Source organism: Pantoea sp. MBD-2R, assembly GCF_039134845.1.
Classification (GTDB): domain Bacteria; phylum Pseudomonadota; class Gammaproteobacteria; order Enterobacterales; family Enterobacteriaceae; genus Erwinia.
Genome location: NZ_CP152417.1, coordinates 622,643 through 638,889 on the forward strand (window position 1 = coordinate 622,643; position 16,247 = coordinate 638,889).

The 16,247-nt window shown below is 54.1% G+C and carries 23 protein-coding genes and 1 pseudogene; 19 read left to right on the forward strand and 5 right to left on the reverse strand.

The features are described from left to right. Both AAGQ96_RS02755 and AAGQ96_RS02760 read right to left on the reverse strand, forming a co-directional pair. Window positions 1–552, reverse strand: coding sequence for a PH domain-containing protein (locus AAGQ96_RS02755; protein WP_342754777.1), 552 nt, complete (start codon window positions 550–552; stop codon window positions 1–3). Window positions 553–566: 14 nt separating this feature from the next. After that, a complete protein-coding gene (locus AAGQ96_RS02760) occupies window positions 567–1,151 on the reverse strand; it encodes a phage repressor protein CI (protein WP_342754778.1) in 585 nt (194 codons plus the stop codon). Between the two features lie 120 nt (window positions 1,152–1,271). Here AAGQ96_RS02760 and AAGQ96_RS02765 point away from each other — a divergent pair, with 120 nt between their 5' ends. From AAGQ96_RS02765 to AAGQ96_RS02800, 8 genes are all read left to right on the forward strand, one after another. Next, window positions 1,272–1,493 carry a regulator gene (locus AAGQ96_RS02765; protein WP_253455671.1) on the forward strand — a complete coding sequence of 74 codons (222 nt, stop codon included), beginning with the start codon at window positions 1,272–1,274 and terminating at the stop codon, window positions 1,491–1,493. Window positions 1,494–1,524: 31 nt separating this feature from the next. Then, on the forward strand, window positions 1,525–2,034 hold the full coding sequence (locus AAGQ96_RS02770; RefSeq protein ID WP_253455668.1) for a phage regulatory CII family protein: 510 nt from the start codon (window positions 1,525–1,527) through the stop codon (window positions 2,032–2,034). Between the two features lie 2 nt (window positions 2,035–2,036). Beyond that, entirely contained in the window at window positions 2,037–2,228 is a 192-nt protein-coding gene (locus tag AAGQ96_RS02775) for a phage filamentation protein Fil family protein (protein WP_342754779.1), read from the forward strand. Further along, window positions 2,192–2,533 (forward strand): DUF5347 domain-containing protein, encoded by a 342-nt coding sequence (locus AAGQ96_RS02780; RefSeq protein WP_342754780.1) that lies wholly within the window; start codon window positions 2,192–2,194, stop codon window positions 2,531–2,533. Before AAGQ96_RS02775 ends, AAGQ96_RS02780 begins: the two co-directional genes overlap by 37 nt. A 68-nt stretch (window positions 2,534–2,601) precedes the next feature. Next, window positions 2,602–2,829: a DUF2732 family protein gene (locus AAGQ96_RS02785; RefSeq protein WP_342754781.1), complete on the forward strand. Its 228-nt coding sequence runs from the start codon at window positions 2,602–2,604 to the stop codon at window positions 2,827–2,829. Continuing rightward, entirely contained in the window at window positions 2,829–3,056 is a 228-nt protein-coding gene (locus AAGQ96_RS02790) for a TraR/DksA family transcriptional regulator (RefSeq protein ID WP_342754782.1), read from the forward strand. The genes AAGQ96_RS02785 and AAGQ96_RS02790 overlap by 1 nt, the downstream gene beginning before the upstream one ends. Beyond that, window positions 3,053–5,302, forward strand: a complete 2,250-nt coding sequence (locus AAGQ96_RS02795; RefSeq protein ID WP_342754783.1) for a replication endonuclease — start codon at window positions 3,053–3,055, stop codon at window positions 5,300–5,302. Before AAGQ96_RS02790 ends, AAGQ96_RS02795 begins: the two co-directional genes overlap by 4 nt. Before the next feature lie 814 nt (window positions 5,303–6,116). After that, on the forward strand, window positions 6,117–7,442 hold the full coding sequence (locus AAGQ96_RS02800) for a RelA/SpoT domain-containing protein (protein ID WP_342754784.1): 1,326 nt from the start codon (window positions 6,117–6,119) through the stop codon (window positions 7,440–7,442). Window positions 7,443–7,564: 122 nt separating this feature from the next. Here AAGQ96_RS02800 and AAGQ96_RS02805 read toward each other — a convergent pair whose 3' ends face one another. The 3 genes from AAGQ96_RS02805 to AAGQ96_RS02815 are packed head-to-tail and all read right to left on the reverse strand — an operon-like array spanning window position 7,565 to window position 10,534. Further along, on the reverse strand, window positions 7,565–8,605 hold the full coding sequence (locus AAGQ96_RS02805) for a phage portal protein (RefSeq protein WP_342754785.1): 1,041 nt from the start codon (window positions 8,603–8,605) through the stop codon (window positions 7,565–7,567). Further along, complete coding sequence (locus tag AAGQ96_RS02810; protein WP_342754786.1) at window positions 8,598–8,777, reverse strand: hypothetical protein; 180 nt, start codon at window positions 8,775–8,777, stop codon at window positions 8,598–8,600. Before AAGQ96_RS02810 ends, AAGQ96_RS02805 begins: the two co-directional genes overlap by 8 nt. Continuing rightward, window positions 8,777–10,534: a terminase ATPase subunit family protein gene (locus AAGQ96_RS02815; RefSeq protein WP_342754787.1), complete on the reverse strand. Its 1,758-nt coding sequence runs from the start codon at window positions 10,532–10,534 to the stop codon at window positions 8,777–8,779. Before AAGQ96_RS02815 ends, AAGQ96_RS02810 begins: the two co-directional genes overlap by 1 nt. Window positions 10,535–10,672: 138 nt before the next feature. Between AAGQ96_RS02815 and AAGQ96_RS02820 the strand changes: the two genes are divergently transcribed. From AAGQ96_RS02820 to AAGQ96_RS02870, 11 genes and pseudogenes are all read left to right on the forward strand, one after another. Then, window positions 10,673–11,521 (forward strand): GPO family capsid scaffolding protein, encoded by an 849-nt coding sequence (locus tag AAGQ96_RS02820; RefSeq protein WP_342754788.1) that lies wholly within the window; start codon window positions 10,673–10,675, stop codon window positions 11,519–11,521. A gap of 25 nt (window positions 11,522–11,546) precedes the next feature. Continuing rightward, complete coding sequence (locus AAGQ96_RS02825) at window positions 11,547–12,668, forward strand: phage major capsid protein, P2 family (protein WP_342754789.1); 1,122 nt, start codon at window positions 11,547–11,549, stop codon at window positions 12,666–12,668. Window positions 12,669–12,671: 3 nt separating this feature from the next. Continuing rightward, window positions 12,672–13,340: a terminase endonuclease subunit gene (locus AAGQ96_RS02830; RefSeq protein WP_342754790.1), complete on the forward strand. Its 669-nt coding sequence runs from the start codon at window positions 12,672–12,674 to the stop codon at window positions 13,338–13,340. Between the two features lie 89 nt (window positions 13,341–13,429). Then, on the forward strand, window positions 13,430–13,894 hold the full coding sequence (locus tag AAGQ96_RS02835) for a head completion/stabilization protein (protein WP_147198393.1): 465 nt from the start codon (window positions 13,430–13,432) through the stop codon (window positions 13,892–13,894). After that, window positions 13,891–14,094 carry a tail protein X gene (locus AAGQ96_RS02840; RefSeq protein WP_147198394.1) on the forward strand — a complete coding sequence of 68 codons (204 nt, stop codon included), beginning with the start codon at window positions 13,891–13,893 and terminating at the stop codon, window positions 14,092–14,094. Before AAGQ96_RS02835 ends, AAGQ96_RS02840 begins: the two co-directional genes overlap by 4 nt. 5 nt (window positions 14,095–14,099) lie before the next feature. Then, on the forward strand, window positions 14,100–14,312 hold the full coding sequence (locus AAGQ96_RS02845; protein WP_342754791.1) for an HP1 family phage holin: 213 nt from the start codon (window positions 14,100–14,102) through the stop codon (window positions 14,310–14,312). Then, window positions 14,309–14,815: a lysozyme gene (locus AAGQ96_RS02850; protein WP_342754792.1), complete on the forward strand. Its 507-nt coding sequence runs from the start codon at window positions 14,309–14,311 to the stop codon at window positions 14,813–14,815. The genes AAGQ96_RS02845 and AAGQ96_RS02850 overlap by 4 nt, the downstream gene beginning before the upstream one ends. Beyond that, window positions 14,812–15,162: pseudogene (locus tag AAGQ96_RS02855) on the forward strand (LysB family phage lysis regulatory protein); the annotation flags it as partial. The gene AAGQ96_RS02850 and the pseudogene AAGQ96_RS02855, both read left to right, overlap by 4 nt. Next, on the forward strand, window positions 15,083–15,403 hold the full coding sequence (gene lysC / locus AAGQ96_RS02860) for an Rz1-like lysis system protein LysC (RefSeq protein ID WP_342754793.1): 321 nt from the start codon (window positions 15,083–15,085) through the stop codon (window positions 15,401–15,403). The pseudogene AAGQ96_RS02855 and the gene lysC, both read left to right, overlap by 80 nt. Next, a complete protein-coding gene (locus AAGQ96_RS02865; protein WP_342754794.1) occupies window positions 15,336–15,803 on the forward strand; it encodes a phage tail protein in 468 nt (155 codons plus the stop codon). Before lysC ends, AAGQ96_RS02865 begins: the two co-directional genes overlap by 68 nt. Beyond that, complete coding sequence (locus tag AAGQ96_RS02870; protein ID WP_342754795.1) at window positions 15,800–16,246, forward strand: phage virion morphogenesis protein; 447 nt, start codon at window positions 15,800–15,802, stop codon at window positions 16,244–16,246. The genes AAGQ96_RS02865 and AAGQ96_RS02870 overlap by 4 nt, the downstream gene beginning before the upstream one ends. Window position 16,247 lies beyond the last annotated feature (1 nt).

Below are 16,247 nucleotides of genomic sequence, written 5' to 3' on the forward strand. Positions count from 1 at the left end.
TTAGCTGTTTAAAATCCTTTGTTTCTGCTGCTGAAATTCCTCATCACTCAAGATGCCTTTCTCTTTCAGCGTAGCAAGCCGTTCGAGTTGGGAGACGATATCTGTAGGCGCGCTGCTTTCTGGCGCTCGCGGCTTTTCGTCCATCGCATTGCGGGTAGCATTGATAAGGTTAGTGAAGGGGACAACCGTACCTTTTTGCACGTTTTTAATGGTGTAATTTTGTCCGCTTGTGCTGATAAAAATTTCACCGAGAAGTACACCAGTTTTGCCCCCGACACTGACAACATTTCTGAGATTGACATCAACCTGCTTCACGCCGAATAGCATCCCTTTATCAAGGAAAATGATGCGTTGATTAGTCAGAGTAATTAACCAGGTATTCCCATCCATTGCACCACTGGCAATAGCTAAAGGTTGCTCAGATGCGTTCAGTATTTTGGGTAAGTGAAAAAACTCTTTTTTCGTCCCAAAACCATTATCGCCTACAACCTGTGCGAGTCTTTTAAACTCTTGTTTTAATTGTGTTTCAGTTGCTTTTGTGTAGTCTAACATAATCAATCCTTTAGCTAATTTATCGTTAAAGCAACGCGGCCGATTATATTGATTTCATCAAGTGAGCAGTCGAAAGATGCTCCTGCGCCAACACCGGACACGCGCACTTTTTTAACAGGAATACGTGTAAGTACTCTTACGCTGGTTTTACCTTCAATCTCAATCAACCAACTGTTATCGTAAATTTCACCAAAATCTTTATCGATAATGTACTGCGTTGAGCCTTCTACCACACAGACAGGATCTTTTGGTAAAGCCTTTCCGGGCAAGAATGCGTTCTTATCAAGCATGAAAGTGCCATCATCAAAAAGCTGACCGTCCACAATTTTATGACGCGGTAAATTTAAAACATCCAGCTCGCCGTCGCTGTGCTTAAGCCCCTGACCCGTAACCAGCCATTCCAGCGTCGCACCTGTTTCCGCCATACATCTCACCACAACATCAGCCGGGAAAAAGTCACGCTTATAACGATTGGCGAGACTACTACTTGCGATCCCAAGGTGGTCGGCCAGAGCAAGTTTTGTACTAAAACCGTACGCTTCGATAACCCGATCCAGTACCGTAGCTCCGCCCTGAGTGAAGTTAATTTGTAGGTTCACGAAAGTTTGACCTTGCAAGTTTTCACGAAGTGAGTTTAAACTTCGCTTTGTAGGTTTAAGGAAGTATTAACGCTTATTGCCCGATATTGACCTATCGGATTAACCAACGGAGTTTGCCCCATGCGTCCCAACATTACAATTGTGATACCCGAACCTTATCTGCCGCTAGATGAGTACTGCCGCAGGACAGGCACCAACAAAGAGACAGCTAAGAACCTGATTGAATACGGAAAACTGCCTATCAAGGCTAAAGGAAAGCAGAAAAAGGCTTTAGTCGAAGTGAACATGGCGGCGCTGACTATTCAGGCGCTAAGTGAATGCAACGTCTCACTTCAGGCGTGAAAAGATCGTATCAGCTAGGATGAGGCGAATCATGTTTGATTATCAGGTTTCCATACAACCGCACTTCGATAACGCCTGTCAGGCTTTTGCCAGCCGCCATAACATTCGTGAGTTGGCCGACAGGTTGGGGATGAATCACCAGACGTTGCGTAACAAGCTGAATCCGGAGCAGGTGCATCAGCTTACAGCGATGGAGATAGCGGCAATTACCGATATTACCGAGGACGCAACGCTGATAGATGGTTTGCTGGCACAAATGAAATGCATGCCAGCGGTGCCGGTCAATGAAGCAAAAGCCGAACGTATGACGCATTACGTTTTGCAGGCAACGTCGGAAATAGGGAAGGTGGCCGCTGCTGCCGTGTCAGGTCAGAAAATGACGCCTTCCTGTAAGAGCGCTTTTATGGAAAACATCAATGCAGGCATCCGTTGTCTGTCGCTGATCGGTTTAAGCGTTCACGCCCGCGTGCATTCTAATCCCGCCCTGGCTAACACCGTTGATGCAATTAGCGGCCTCGGTGCCTCAATCGGACTGAGTTAATTATGACGATTTCAATGGCTGCGCTACTGAAGCGCCGAAGCCCGCTGCCCGCATACGGTCATGGCTGGATTATGACTAAAGAAGGCCAGCGCTGGCATCCGACATTAAGCAAGCAGCAACCCGCCGGAAATATGGCAGTAAGCAAAAGAGGTAAACCATGGCTATCGAAGCTGAAGCAGCACTGGCTGAAATAAAAACGGGCGCGAGAGTGGCAGGACTGAATCACGTTGCCGAGCTGCGCTCTAAATTTTGGGGCAACGACTGCGGAAAAGATATCACCCGATTTTTTGATGAAATGCGTGATACCACTGACCGGAACTATCAGGAAAACAAGCGGGCATTAAGCGCCATTTTCTATCTGGCGAATATCCGGACTGAGCGGCATGAGCTTAATTTCAGTGAGCTGACCACTGATGAAAGAAGCGCGCTTATCCGTGCGATGAACCATTTTCGTGCAGTTGTGAGCTTGTTTCCCAAGAGAATGACTCTGCCCAACTAATCATCCTTTTTAAATAAATGACGTCAACCCGTCGGGCATCCCTTTGCCCGCATTCAGGAAAAAGAGAAATGAGAAATATCGAAACCCGTAATTTTGACAGCGAAACAGAGGCGCTGACCGCGCTGCTGAATAAGGCCCGCATTGAAGAGCGTAAAGACCGTGCGCTGGCCGTTTCCGATCGCCTGGTTGAGCTGGCCGTGCATATCTATCAGCAGGAACTGAACGGCACCGAAGCCGCCGAACTTATCCGCCGTGAGGCCGAGCGTTATACTAACGAGTCGCAGGAGCTGCACTGATGGCTGACTCAATGGATCTGGTACAGCTGCGCACTGAAGAAATGCTGGCGCGTAATATCGCCCAGGTAATTTATCGCCCGGTAACGGTTAGTGCCTCTTTTTGCGAAGACTGCGATGCGCCCATCCCTGAAGCGCGCCGCCGTGCCGTTCAGGGCGTTACCCGTTGCGTGGCCTGTCAGGAAATGGACGAGCTGCAAAGCAGATACCGTCAGGTCAGCGCGCAATGATTCAGGAATATGCTTACCCGTGGAATGCACCACGGGAGGCTATCGCCAGTCCATACCCAACCTATGAAGAGGAACACAGCCGCAGTCGGATGATTGCGGCTTTGTCGCATGCGCAGAACTTACTGGAAAAGCAGCCAACGCTCGTACAGCTCGACGTCAAGCGCCGCACCGGTGAGCTAGAAAAAACTCACGGTACAGCCCGTGCCAATGCGTACTTAACGAAAACATTCGTTGAGCGCACATTGCCACGCGTTGAAAGCGTCAGCTCGCAGTATCGTCTCGGTGAAATGAATCTCGGCACCTTTACACTGCTTACCGGTAACGCCTCTAATAAAACCGGGGCTGCCGGTGCGGCGGGTACGCTGTGGGAGCTGATGAACCGCTTTAACCGCCTTCCGGATCTGGCCCGTGCCGACGTGGATTTACTGGCCGGGGATATCGCCAGCTTTATCCTGGCGGAAATGGTGCAGGCGCACGGCCAGTCTGAGGATGAATCGGACTACAAATATACGCACCGCGTGTACATGACGGCAGCGGCTATCACCCGCGAACTGAAGCAGATCCCGCCACTGTGGGAAAAAGTTACCTCGCGTATTTTCTGCCCGGAAGACGTGACGCCTGCGATCATGCGTATGCAGACCGAAAAATGGTGGAAAGGACGCCTGCGCCGCGTGGCTTCCTCATGGCGTGAACACCTGCAGATCGCACTCGCCAACGTCAGCAAAAAGCACACACCTTACGCCAGCACCATGACTGTAAACGAGTGGCGCGAGCAAAAACGCCTCACGCGTGAATTCCTCAAGGGCATGGAGCTGGAAGACGAGGAAGGCAACCGTATCAGCCTGATTGAGAAATACGACGGCAGCGTGGCAAACCCGGCGATCCGTCGCTGCGAGCTGATGACCCGCATTCGCGGCTTTGAAAATATCTGCAACGATATGGGCTTTGTCGGCGATTTTTACACGCTGACAGCGCCCGCCCGCTATCACGCCACAATCAAGACCGGCTATCGCAACCGCAAATGGAGCGGGGCCAGTCCGGCGGAAACGCAGCGCTATCTCTGCAACGTCTGGCAGAAAGTCCGCGCCAAACTGCACCGGGAAGAGATCCGCATTTTCGGCATTCGCGTGGCCGAGCCGCATCACGACGGTACGCCCCACTGGCATATGCTGATGTTCATGCGCCCGGATGACGTGCAGCGCGTGCGGCACGTCATCCGCGATTACGCGTATCAGCAGGACAGCTACGAACTGACTACGGACAAAGCCAGAAAGGCCCGCTTTCATGCTGAGGCTATCGATCCGGAGAAAGGCAGCGCGACCGGCTATGTGGCTAAGTACATCTCCAAAAACATCGACGGCTACGCGCTCGACGGCGAGCTGGACGACGAAAGCGGCAAAGAACTGAAGGAAACCGCGCCCGCAGTGTCTGCCTGGGCGGCGCGCTGGCATATCCGCCAGTTCCAGTTTGTCGGCGGTGCGCCGGTAACGGTTTATCGTGAGCTGCGCCGCATGGCTGACAGTGAAACGGCTCAGGGCTTAAGCGTTGAGTTTGCCGCCGCGCATGATGCAGCGGACGCGGGCGACTGGGCGGAATATGTCAACGCCCAGGGCGGCCCGTTCGTGAAGCGTGACGAGCTGGCCGTGCGCACCTGGTATCAGGCAAGCGAAGACTGCAACGAATACGGCGAGGAAACCGTGCGTATTAAAGGCGTTTACGCGACTTCCGTTGGTGAAGATACCCCGATTTTAACCCGCCTCGCACAGTGGAAGATTGTGCCAAAGCGTGCTGTTGACCTGGCCGTTGATTTTAAGGACGCGTCCGCGTCCTCTCGGAGTTCTGTCAATAACTGTACGGGAGGTTTGAGATCCGAAGATTCAAAACTGCCGGAAAGTGTCGGTAACAGTGACCTGTCATCGCTGAGTCGGAAAGAACGGCGGCGGCTGTTAGCCAGGGTAAGGGCTGATATACCGGAAAAAAGGCATCTTCAGCTACGCCGCTCTGATAAAACAGAAGCCGCGTGCGACAACGTGATCGGCCAGATACGCGATATTACCCGCGAAACCATCAGCCGGGCGGTCGCTGTGCGCCTTATCAGCGGTACAGAAACCAAAATCGATGGGCAATGGTTCCGTAGTTCTGCCAGTGGCGAGCTATTCCGACCAAAAAAACGTGTTGAAGCAGAAAGCCTGTTAACCCGGTTCAACCGCCTGGCAGATAAGGTCAGAATCAAGCATGCGTTGTAGTAAGTCACGTCTTCGTTACAGAGCCTATCCATATCATTCAGGCAGCAGTGCGTTGCCATAATAAATGGGTAAAAAACCAGCTTAATCAGTCAGATAAAAATTCCTGTTTGGCATGAGAATTTTCTTACGCTACGATTTGAGATTATGATACTGTATAAAAACACAGTAAAATGGGAGGGGATGTGGATAACGAGTTACAAGAGCGTGTAACGCTTGAACGGGTAGAGCTTATAGCCAGGCTGACAACAGAAGGGATATGCAAAGAGCGAGACAGAGAAATCGCGCTGAATCTGATCGCCGAGATCGCAGCCAACAACACGCTCTCAGATGGAAGTTTTTCGGTCGCATTTTCGACCGTACCTTGTCAAAAATAGTCTCAGGTGACTGCCAGCAAAACGGGTAAGCAGCCATGCATGCATCAGGTGCATGGTTTTGCATACCTCAATCCCCTCTGTAGATCCCTATAAAGGCCTGAGCTGGCGCGGTTTCGGCTGGTTCATGCAAACGCATAAAAAACGATGCACAAAGCGGGCAGGCGTGGCGGGGATAGCATTGCGCGCGGAGGGGGATATGTATAACGAAGTTCGCGCTGTAAATGATAGAGAGATTAAAATCAAAAAGAGCAATAAAGTTTGAAAGTTTGAGTAACGCTTAAAAAAACGCGGAAAAGCATCTGGTATTGCAAGATTGTGTTATGGTAATGTTAAGGTGCGGCTAGGAAATTAAATGTCTTTATCTACAAAAATATCAAAGCATTAATAAATTATCAAGAATGGGTCTGGTATGAGAAATTTATATAACAGAAGAGGCATGCATGGGTGATGTAATAGTTTCATTTATGGAAAGGTATAATAAAGAATTTGATTTCTATTCGAATTTATCAAAAGCTGTTGAAGATGAAATAAGGGCGAAACTTCATTCCTTTGGTGTTCGAGCTATAGTGTCTTCACGAGCCAAATCACCTAAAAGACTTCGTGACAAAATTATTGATAGAAACTCAGTTCATTCTTATGATTCCGTTGAAAGCATATATAGTGATATAGTAGATCTTGCGGGGGTAAGAGTTGCCATATATTTTCCTGGTGATATGTCTAAAGTTGAGGAAATTATATCAACAGAATTTGTTATTGATGGAGAACCAAAGAAATTCCCAGAAAAAAAAAGAAGACCAAGAAAAAATAATACTTATGAGAAGGTTTTCTCTGGCTATGCTGCAAAGCATTTTCGTGTAAAAATGAGGGGAGGTGGACGTTATGCTAATAATTATCCTGTAGAAATACAGGTGGCCTCTGTACTTATGCATGCTTGGTCAGAGGTTGAACATGACTTGGTATACAAACCTCTGCAAGGAAACCTATCCCATGAAGAACTTATGATTCTTGATGAGATAAATGGTCTGGTTTTAAGTGGCAATTTAGCTTTGGAGAGGTTGCAGCTTGCCGGTATTAAAAGAACAGAGTCAGATAATTATGAGTTTAAAAATCATTATGATTTAGCGCTATTTTTTATATCCTCGTTACATGAGGAGGCCATTGAAAACGTCAATTTCAATGATATATTTAAGACATTAAAATTGATGGGGAAAACAAAAAGGAATGAACTAGCAGATGTTGTTTCATGGGTTAAAAAAAATCCAATAAATAAAGAAAACACTAACGCAAGATCTACCGTAAGAAAACGGAGGAGAGATCCATCTATTCAGATATATGAGCACGTAATAAAAGCAGTTGTCAATGTCTTCCCTGATGCAGCGGTGGCTGTGCTTGAAAAAATTTCAGAGAGCGATTTTGGTGAGCTTGAATTAACTGAAAAGGCAAAGGACTCACTATTTAAATCAGTATATTCTTATTATATTGGGTCAGTAGAGCAGAATTACATTGATTCTATTGTACTTGATTATGAATTTAGAAATGAATTGATTAGTGAAACAAAAGAAGAATCAATTCTTGATACAGCAAGTACGATGAGGGTTTCTTTTTCTAAAGACATTGGGGAGGTTATACATCTTTTTGATGACTATCTAGAGACAAAGAATCATTTGAGTAGCGATAATTTTAAAATGGAATTGTTAACTAGATTGATTGATAAAAATGAAGCGATATTGAAATGCATTTCAAAGAGTTCGAGCGGCAATATTTAAATTATTTCCTTTAAACTTTAGTGTTTAATTTCCTGCTGCTCTAGTTAGAGTTTTCGGTGATATCCTATTTTAATAATGGCCTAAAAATAACACTACTAGGCCATTGTATATGAGCAAGATAATTAATTTTTCAAATCATTTTCCAGCGAGTACTGCCGAAAGTTAATAACTTTTTCTCCCATCCAATCATTAATCTCCTTCATCCGCTCCTGCAGTGGCGTCAGCTCGTTCCTGACAAACACCTGCGACGCCTTAACCGCATCCCCAAACCCGCCGGAGTTGTCCGGGATAATGCCCATCATCTGCGGCGGCACGCGGTGCGCGCTTAACAGGTCGTCACGGCTCGCCTTTTTGATGTTAAAGAAATCATCCTTAGTGGCTACTTCACTGAGTGGCAAAATCTTGATCCCGTCCGGCTTGCCGTTCGGCGCGTACATAAACAGATTGCGGAAGTTGCCCAAGCCTTTGGTGTCGCGCATCGCCTGACGCATCCGATCCACGTCGCTGGAACTCTGAGCAGCGTCTGTCATATACAGGATATAGCCCGCGTGCGCGCCGTTCTGGTAGTACTTGCGGCGAAACAGCGTGGCCGCCTCGTTCAGCCAGGCGGAGTTGAGCGCGCTGAGATATTCCGGCAGGCCGTAAAGCTCCTGGTTAATGTCCGGCTCAATCAGGTGAAACACGCTGTCGGCTGCAAACTGGTGCGGCTCCTTCCAGTCGTTCACAAACCAGTATTCACCCTCTTTTACGCCCTTGCGCGTGAACTTTGCCGGGGTGGTTTCCAGCCTGAACGGCCTGCCCAGGCTGTTACGGCGCAGTTCGGCAAACGCATTCCCGAATACCAGATAGTCCAGCGCAAACTTGCTGAACTCCTGCTGGCTCATCATCGGATGCGGGATAAAGGTTGAGGCCAGAATGTTTCGTTTCACGTAAATCGGCGAGCTGTGATGCACCGCCGAGCGCAGGCTTTTTGCCAGCCCGTGAAAGCTGACCGGTGGCTCGTACCAGCGCCCGTTGCCGATGCACTCGGCATAATCCAGAATATCGCGCTTGTCCATCACCGGCGTTGGCTCGCCGAAGGTAAATGCCTCAACCTGCTGTGGCGCGGCCGGTGCGGATTGTGGTTTAACCGAATATGCCTTACGGCCGTTGCGCTTAGCCATGATTACCGCCTTTAACGTCGTTATCACCAAATACCGGTGCACATTGGTAAAGCCAGCGGAATGCTTCAGCTCTGGTCATGCTTTTTTCTCGCATAGTTTCTGTAATTAAATCCCGGTCTGAAATGAGCTTCCAGCAAACAGGGTTGGTGTTGTGGTCGGACATATTCTTCATCAGTAAAATTCCAGAATTGAAGGGTTAGCGCCGCCGCTGGCAGCGGTAAGCGGTTCGTTTAACAGCGCGTGCATGATTGCCCAGGCAACGTCCGCGTGGCTGGCGTCTTCACTGCGGCTCGCCTCGTAGGTCGAGCGGTTGCCGCTGGCGGTCATGGTTTTGCGGATCGCCATAAAGGACTGCGTGATATCGGTGCTTCCGGCGTCGTACTCCAGCCGCCCGCTGCCGATGGTGTCTTTTGCTTTCAGGACCATCCCCGTTTTCACTTCCGGCGAGTAGCGGATTTCGCGTGCCGCCGGGTAAAACTGCCTGACCAGCTGAAAAACGCCCTGGCCGATGCCGGTGGCGTCCACGCCGATGTACTCCACGCAGTATTTTTTCGTTAAGTCCTCAATGGATTTCGCCTGTGCGGCAAAGTCCATGCCGCGCCACTGGTGATGCTCAAGCACGCGAAATTTACCGCCCGCAACCAGCGGCGGCGCAATCACCGCACAGCCTGCGCTGTCCCCGGTGTGCGACGGGTCATAGCCAATCCACACCGGCCGGTAGTCGAACGGGCGCGGCAGGTAAGGGTTAAAGTCGGTCCATTCTTCCAGGCTGTCGATCATGCAGGTCTGCAACTCCGCGAACGGGAACACGCTCGCCTCGTCGTCGACAAACTCACACATCAGCAGGTTCTGATACTCCGACGGGCTGTACTCAAGCGACAGCTGGTCAAGGTCAAACAGGTTACAGCCGCCGGTCAGCGCGTCTTCAACGGTGACAATCTGCCGCCACTGTCCGTCACCGCACAGCGCACCTTTTGCGAGATGCGAGTGCGACAAATCCAGCTCGATGCGGTCGCCCTTGCTGCGCCTGCCCTTGTTAAACAGTTCGCCCGACCAGAACGGGTACGCGCTGTGCGACAGGCTCGACGGCGTGGAAAAGTACGTGGTGCGCCACTTCTTATGCAGCGACATGCCGCTGGCGACCTTGCGCAGCTCCTGGAATTTTGGGATCCAGAAATACTCATCGAGATACAGGTTGCCGGTGTAGCTCTGCGCGGTGCGCACGTTCGTACCCAGAAAAATCAGGCGCGCGCCGTTCGGCAGCACAATCGGATCGCCCTTCAGGTCAACGTCAACCTGCCGGGCAAAGTCGGTGATGTAGTTTTTAAAAACGTGCGCCTGGGCCTTGCTCGCTGATAAAAATATCTGGTTGCGCCCGGTGGTCAGCGCGTCAATCAGTGCCTCGCGGGCAAAGTAAAACGTCGCGCCAATCTGGCGGGACTTCAGGATATTGCGGATGCGGTGCGTCAGCCCGGCCCTGTGCCAGTTAAGCTGATACTCAAAGCAGTTATCCATAAACAGGCCGGTCAGTTTGTCGGTCTGCTCCTCGCTGAAGACGTTTTTGATCACCGGCTGGCGCTCGCCCCTGTTGCGGTTGCGCACGTTGGGATTAAGGTCCGCCTCGTTGCCCGAACTGCGGTAGCGCTCCACGCGGGCCAGCCGTTCAATCTGACGGCCCAGCGCGTCTATCTCCTTGTAATCCCCGTTGCCCTTGACCTCCTTCATGATGAGCTGGATTAACCGCGCCTCCATGCTGGCCTCAACGCGACTGATGGGCGCAATGTCTTCCCACGCGTCGCGCAGTTTCCAGCTCTGCACGGTCGGTGTTTTCTGGCCGAGCGTCTCCGCAATCTGGCGCACGGAGTAACCCTGCCAGTAAAGCAGTGCGGCCTGACGGCGCGGATCGCTGATGGTGGTTTGTATGTTCATGCCGACAAGGCTACCGGGGCGCAAAAAGGCGCGCCCGCTGTCCCTGTTTGCTGATGGATGAGCGGACTGGCTTTCGTTGAGCGGACGGGCAGTGGCGGTGAAACTGGCCCCGACCTAATCCACTGACCGGAGCCTGTAATGGCAACACTAAAAGCAAAGCGTTTTCGAATTGCAGTTGAAGGCGCAACCACCGACGGCCGCGTGATTTCCCGCGACTGGATTTCCCAGATGGCCGCGAACTATGACCCGGCGATGTACGGCGCGCGCATCAACATGGAACACATCAAGGGCTACACGCCTGACAGCCCGTTCCGCCGCTACGGCGACGTTACCGCCCTGAGCGCGGAAGAAATCGAAGACGGCAAGCTGAAGGGCAAGCTGGCGCTGTATGGCGACATCAGCCCGACGCCGGAGCTGGCCGAGCTGACCAAAGCCCGCCAGAAAATCTACACCTCGATTGAGGTCAACCCGAAGTTTGCCGACACCGGCGAGGCGTACCTGATTGGGCTGGCCGTCACAGACGACCCGGCAAGCCTCGGCACGGAAATTCTGAGCTTCAGCGCCACGGCGTCGGCCAGTCCGCTGGCCTCCCGCAAGCAGCACAAAGACAACCTGTTTACCGCCGCTGAAGAAACGCTGATTGAGTTCACTGAAGAAGCCGATCCGGCCCCGTCACTGCTGGCCCGCGTCTCGGCGATGTTCTCCGCGAAAACGAAAACCGCTGACCTGCAATTTGCCGACGTCAGCGCGGCCGTTACCGCCGTGGCCGAGCAGGTGCAGCAGAACGGCGACGGACAGACGCAAAAACTCTCGGCGCTGGAGCGGGCCTTAACCGGGCGACTCGACGCGCTGGAGCAGCAGACCGTTGAAGACCGCGCCGCTTTTACCGCGCTACAGGCGCAGCTGAGTAAAACCGACGGCGGCTTTTCCCGTCGCCCTGCCGCCACCGGCGCGGATAACAAAGCCAGCGTGCAGACCGACTGCTAACCCTTAACCGAATACAGGAGCGCCAATGCGCCAGAACACCCGCTTTAAATTTAACGCCTTTATGACCCGCCTGGCCGAACTGAACAACGTTGAAACCGGCGACATGAACAAGAAATTCACCGTTGAGCCGTCGGTGACGCAAACGCTGATGAACCGCGTGCAGGAGTCATCGGACTTTCTGACCCGCATTAACATCGTGCCGGTGTCCGAAATGAAGGGCGAAAAAATCGGCGTCGGCGTGTCCGGCTCGATTGCCAGCACCACCGACACGGCGGGCGGCGACGAGCGCGAAACCGCTGACTTTGCCGCGCTGGACGGTGAAGGCTATGAGTGCGTACAGGTTAACTACGACTTCCACATTCGCTACAACACGCTTGACCTGTGGGCGCGCTATGAAGATTTCCAGGCCCGCCTGCGCGACGCCATCATTAAGCGCCAGAGCCTGGACCGCATCATGATCGGCTTTAACGGCGTATCGCGTGCAAAGACCTCCAACCGCGCCAAATACCCGATGTTGCAGGACGTGGCCGTGGGCTGGTTGCAGAAGTACCGCAACAACGCGCCAACGCGCGTGATGAACAAAACCACGAACAAGGACGGCAGCGTATCCGACGGCGTGATGGTTGGTAAAAATCGCACCTGGGTGAACCTTGACGCCGTGGTGATGGATGCGACCAACAACCTGATCGAGCCGTGGTATCAGGAAGACCCGGAGCTGGTCGTTATCTGCGGTCGCCAGCTGCTGGCCGACAAGTATTTTCCGCTGGTTAACCAGACGCAGGCCAACAGCGAAACGCTGGCGGGTGACGTCATTGTCAGCCAGAAACGCATCGGCAACCTGCCCGCCGTGCGCGTGCCGTACTTCCCGGCGGACGCGCTGCTTATAACCCGCCTGGACAACCTGTCGATTTATTTCCAGGAAGGCACGCACCGCCGCATGATCGACGAGGTGGCGAAACGCGACCGCATCGAAAACTACGAGTCCATCAACGAGGACTACGTGGTGGAAGATTATGCCGCTGGCTGTCTGGTTGAGGGGATCGTCCTGTCTGATTTGCCGGATGAGAAAAAAGCAGACGCAGCCACGACCGTACCCGCAGCAGACGCAGCCACGACCGAAGGCGCTGCGGAAACCCCGGAGGCATAACGCATGTTAAGTCCTGCCCGACGTCACCTTATGCGCCTTGAGGCGGAAGCCGCCTCGCAGCAGGCCAGCAACCCGCTGCGCCACGCGAACGGCTACGAGCTGATGCTGCTGAAGCTTAACGACGACAAACGCCGCCTGAAGAAAGTGCGTTCGCAGGAGCGCAAAGCCGAACTCAAGCGGCAGATGTTGCCTGAGTATCTTCCGTGGGTGGCGGGCGTGTTAGCAAAGGGAAACGGCGCACAGGACGCCGTGCTGATGACCGTCATGATCTGGCGGCTGGATGCGGGCGACGTGCCGGGCGCGCTGGCGATTGCCCGGTACGCGCTTCAGCACGGGTTAGTGCCGCCGTCCGGCTTTAAGCGCGACGCCACCGGCTACCTGCTGGCCGAAGAGGTGGCCGACGCGGCGACCCGCGCCCGCACGCTGGGCGCGGCGGTTGATATCGACCCGCTGCTGGCAACGCTTGAGATGACGAAATCCGCAGACATGCCCGACCAGGTGCGCGCCAAGCTGCACAAAATCACCGGGTACGTGCTGCGCGATGCGGGCAGGGCTTTGGATGCGATGGAGCATTTAACGAGGGCGCTACAGCTGCACGAGGGCTGCGGCGTCAAAAAAGACATTGAGCGGCTGGCTACTGAGCTGAAAAAGCAGGCCATGACCCGCCGCTAACCGAACGCGCCCCGCGCCGGGCGGCAGAGCTGCAACGCATTTTTAATGTCTGCGCGGCTCTCCACCGCCCACCTATTTTAAGGCCGACTATGAACATGCTTGTTATCCCCGCCCCGCGACCGGCAGATGCCGCCGAGCCGCCGGTGAAGAATACCTTTTTCTGGCCTGACGTTGATTTGCAGCAGCTGCGCGACACGCTGCGTTATGAAGGCACCGTGACCGCGCAGCGCCTGCGCCTTGCGGTGAAAACGGCGATTTCCGAAGTCAACGCCGAGCTGTACGACTGGCGGGCCGAACAGATGGCGGCAGGCTATAAAACGCTGCCTGACGTCCCGGCAGAAAGCTTCGACGGCGAAAGCGAAAAGGTCACGCACTATTTTGCCGCCGTCAGCGCCCTGACCGGTGCCGTGATTGTTGAGCGCTACCGGGGCTATGACGCCAGCGGCAAAAAAGGCGCTGAGGTAGAGGCGAGCGCCGACGAGTACTGGCGCGACGCGCGTTTCAGTATCAGCCGCATCGGCGGTCGTTCCGGCTGCATCGTGAGCCTGCTGTGATTATTTACGCGCAGCAGGGCGACACCGTGGATCAGATTTGCTGGCGGTACTACGGGCGCACGCAGGAGGCGGTTGAACAGGTCTATGCCGCCAATCCGGGGCTGGCCGAAAGCGGACCGGTGCTGATGCACGGCTGCGAGGTGACGCTGCCTGACCTCCCCGGATCGTCCGCTAATGAAACCGTCAACCTGTGGGACTGAAAAAGATGGAGAAAATCAACTCGCTGATTAACTACCTTATCGGGCTTGTGCTGATGTGGTTTGGCCGCCACACGCCGCAGGACATCGCCTTTATGGTGGGTTCCGGCGTCGCCGTGGTGACGTTAGTGATTAACGTGGCGACGTTTTTTATCAACTGGCATTACCGCCGCAAGATGTATGAGCTACAGCGGGAGAACGTACAGGGGGGTGGGCAATGAAGGCCGCTAAACACTGCGCCGTGCTGGCCGTGCTGGCGATTGCCGCGCTGTTACCGCAGTTCAACACGCTGAAGATTTCCGAAGGCGGACTGCGGCTGATTGCTGATGCCGAAGGCTGTCGCACCTCGCCGTACCGGTGCAGCGCCGGCGTCTGGACCAACGGCATCGGGCACACTGAAGGTGTCACGCCGCAAAGCCAGGTCAGCGAGCGGCAGGCCGCCGTTAATCTGGTGTATGACGTGATGCGCGTTGAGCGTGAGCTTGCCGTCTGCGTGCCGGTTGAGATGCCCGCGCCGGTGTATGACGCGCTGGTGAGCTTCTCGTTTAACGTCGGCACCAGCGCGGCCTGTGGGTCTACGCTTGCCGGTTATCTGAAGCGCCAGCAGTGGCGGCAGGCGTGCGGCCAGCTCGACCGCTGGGTGTACGTGAACGGCGTCAGAAATGCCGGGCTGGAAAACCGCCGCCAGCGGGAAAAAGCCTGGTGCTTAAAGGGGGCGGCATGATCCGTTTGTTAGCGGCACTGCTGGCCGTGGCGCTCGTTGCGCTGGGCCTCACCGGCTGGCGGCTGAACGCAGTAAGCGACCACCTTACCGACGCGCAGCGCATTATCGGCACGCTGTCCGCCGGAATTGAAAGCCGCGATAAGGCGATAACCCGCCTGAACGATGAGGCCAGGGCGGGCCGGAAACGCGAAGCCGTGTTGCGCCTGTTGCAGGGCCGCGCCAGTGCCGCCGCCCTGCACCGTGAAATGACAATACAGAGAGAAACCGATGCGAATCCCACTTTGCGCGACTGGTCTGCCGCTGCTTTGCCTGCTGATGTTATCCGGCTGCACGGTCGCCCCGCCTTCAGCAACGCCCGAGATTATCTGGACTGGCTGTCCGCGCGTGACAAGCTGCCCGCTGCCGGGCAACAGCCTGCAAACCCAGGGCGACTTAGCGGCGGATAACCGCCAGTTAGAGGCTGCGCTTGCGTCATGCGGGTTGCAGGTTGAAATCATCAAAGCGTGTCAGGAGCAGCACGATGCAGAAACCGAAACAGCTACGCCAGGCGCTGACCGACAGCGTGCCGCTGCTACAACGAAACCCTGACAGCCTGAACATGTTTATCGACGGCGGGCGCATCGCCTCGACGCTCGCCAGTTCGCTGTCGTTTGAATACCAGTATCAGCTGAATCTGGTCGTGACCGACTACGGCGACGATCTCGACCTGGTGATCGTGCCGCTGCTGGCCTGGCTGCGCGAGAACCAGCCGGACATTATGGCGACCGAAGAAAAGCGGCGTACCGGCTTCACTTTTAAGGCCGACGTACTGAGCGACACCCTGTGCGACATCAGCATTGACCTGCAACTGACGGAGCGCGTGATTGTGAAGCAGGAAGGCGACGCGCTGCACGTCACCCACGCGGGCGAAAACCCGCTGCCGGATAACGTGGCGCGACCAACGCAGCTTTATGCGGACGGCGAGCTGGTCAGCGGGCTGCAATTATGAACGGACTGGAGGCATTCGACGCCAGGCTAAACGCACTGATCGGCAACCTGTCACCGACGGCACGTAAGGAAATGGCGCGCACCATCGCAAAGCGCCTGCGCGCCAGTCAGCAGCAGAACATCAAGCGCCAGCAGGCACCGGACGGCACGGCGTTTAAGCCGCGCAAGGGACCTGCGCGTAAAAAGAAAGGACGGATAAAGCGCGAGATGTTCGCTAAGCTGCGCACGGCCAAATACATGAAGGCGAAAGGCACCGCCGACGACGCCGTGGTGGAGTTTACCGGGAGCGTGCAGCGCATGGCGCGCGTGCATCACTACGGGCTGCGCGACCGGCCAGCCCGTGAGGGGAAGGATGTGCAGTATGAGGCGCGGCCGTTGCTTGGCATAAATAAAGCTGACCTGCAATTACTGGAAGACGAAATTATAAATAAAATCAGCTGGTAAT

What these genes read in the sequence shown, in the direction of transcription:
- AAGQ96_RS02755 (WP_342754777.1), bottom strand. Translation starts at nt 552, where the DNA reads ATGTTAGACTACACAAAAGCAACTGAAACACAATTAAAACAAGAGTTT.
- AAGQ96_RS02765 (WP_253455671.1), top strand. Translation starts at nt 1,272, where the DNA reads ATGCGTCCCAACATTACAATTGTGATACCCGAACCTTATCTGCCGCTA.
- AAGQ96_RS02770 (WP_253455668.1), top strand. Translation starts at nt 1,525, where the DNA reads ATGTTTGATTATCAGGTTTCCATACAACCGCACTTCGATAACGCCTGT.
- AAGQ96_RS02775 (WP_342754779.1), top strand. Translation starts at nt 2,037, where the DNA reads ATGACGATTTCAATGGCTGCGCTACTGAAGCGCCGAAGCCCGCTGCCC.
- AAGQ96_RS02780 (WP_342754780.1), top strand. Translation starts at nt 2,192, where the DNA reads ATGGCTATCGAAGCTGAAGCAGCACTGGCTGAAATAAAAACGGGCGCG.
- AAGQ96_RS02785 (WP_342754781.1), top strand. Translation starts at nt 2,602, where the DNA reads ATGAGAAATATCGAAACCCGTAATTTTGACAGCGAAACAGAGGCGCTG.
- AAGQ96_RS02790 (WP_342754782.1), top strand. Translation starts at nt 2,829, where the DNA reads ATGGCTGACTCAATGGATCTGGTACAGCTGCGCACTGAAGAAATGCTG.
- AAGQ96_RS02795 (WP_342754783.1), top strand. Translation starts at nt 3,053, where the DNA reads ATGATTCAGGAATATGCTTACCCGTGGAATGCACCACGGGAGGCTATC.
- AAGQ96_RS02800 (WP_342754784.1), top strand. Translation starts at nt 6,117, where the DNA reads ATGGGTGATGTAATAGTTTCATTTATGGAAAGGTATAATAAAGAATTT.
- AAGQ96_RS02805 (WP_342754785.1), bottom strand. Translation starts at nt 8,605, where the DNA reads ATGGCTAAGCGCAACGGCCGTAAGGCATATTCGGTTAAACCACAATCC.
- AAGQ96_RS02810 (WP_342754786.1), bottom strand. Translation starts at nt 8,777, where the DNA reads ATGAAGAATATGTCCGACCACAACACCAACCCTGTTTGCTGGAAGCTC.
- AAGQ96_RS02815 (WP_342754787.1), bottom strand. Translation starts at nt 10,534, where the DNA reads ATGAACATACAAACCACCATCAGCGATCCGCGCCGTCAGGCCGCACTG.
- AAGQ96_RS02820 (WP_342754788.1), top strand. Translation starts at nt 10,673, where the DNA reads ATGGCAACACTAAAAGCAAAGCGTTTTCGAATTGCAGTTGAAGGCGCA.
- AAGQ96_RS02825 (WP_342754789.1), top strand. Translation starts at nt 11,547, where the DNA reads ATGCGCCAGAACACCCGCTTTAAATTTAACGCCTTTATGACCCGCCTG.
- AAGQ96_RS02830 (WP_342754790.1), top strand. Translation starts at nt 12,672, where the DNA reads ATGTTAAGTCCTGCCCGACGTCACCTTATGCGCCTTGAGGCGGAAGCC.
- AAGQ96_RS02835 (WP_147198393.1), top strand. Translation starts at nt 13,430, where the DNA reads ATGAACATGCTTGTTATCCCCGCCCCGCGACCGGCAGATGCCGCCGAG.
- AAGQ96_RS02845 (WP_342754791.1), top strand. Translation starts at nt 14,100, where the DNA reads ATGGAGAAAATCAACTCGCTGATTAACTACCTTATCGGGCTTGTGCTG.
- AAGQ96_RS02850 (WP_342754792.1), top strand. Translation starts at nt 14,309, where the DNA reads ATGAAGGCCGCTAAACACTGCGCCGTGCTGGCCGTGCTGGCGATTGCC.
- lysC (WP_342754793.1), top strand. Translation starts at nt 15,083, where the DNA reads ATGCGAATCCCACTTTGCGCGACTGGTCTGCCGCTGCTTTGCCTGCTG.
- AAGQ96_RS02865 (WP_342754794.1), top strand. Translation starts at nt 15,336, where the DNA reads ATGCAGAAACCGAAACAGCTACGCCAGGCGCTGACCGACAGCGTGCCG.
- AAGQ96_RS02870 (WP_342754795.1), top strand. Translation starts at nt 15,800, where the DNA reads ATGAACGGACTGGAGGCATTCGACGCCAGGCTAAACGCACTGATCGGC.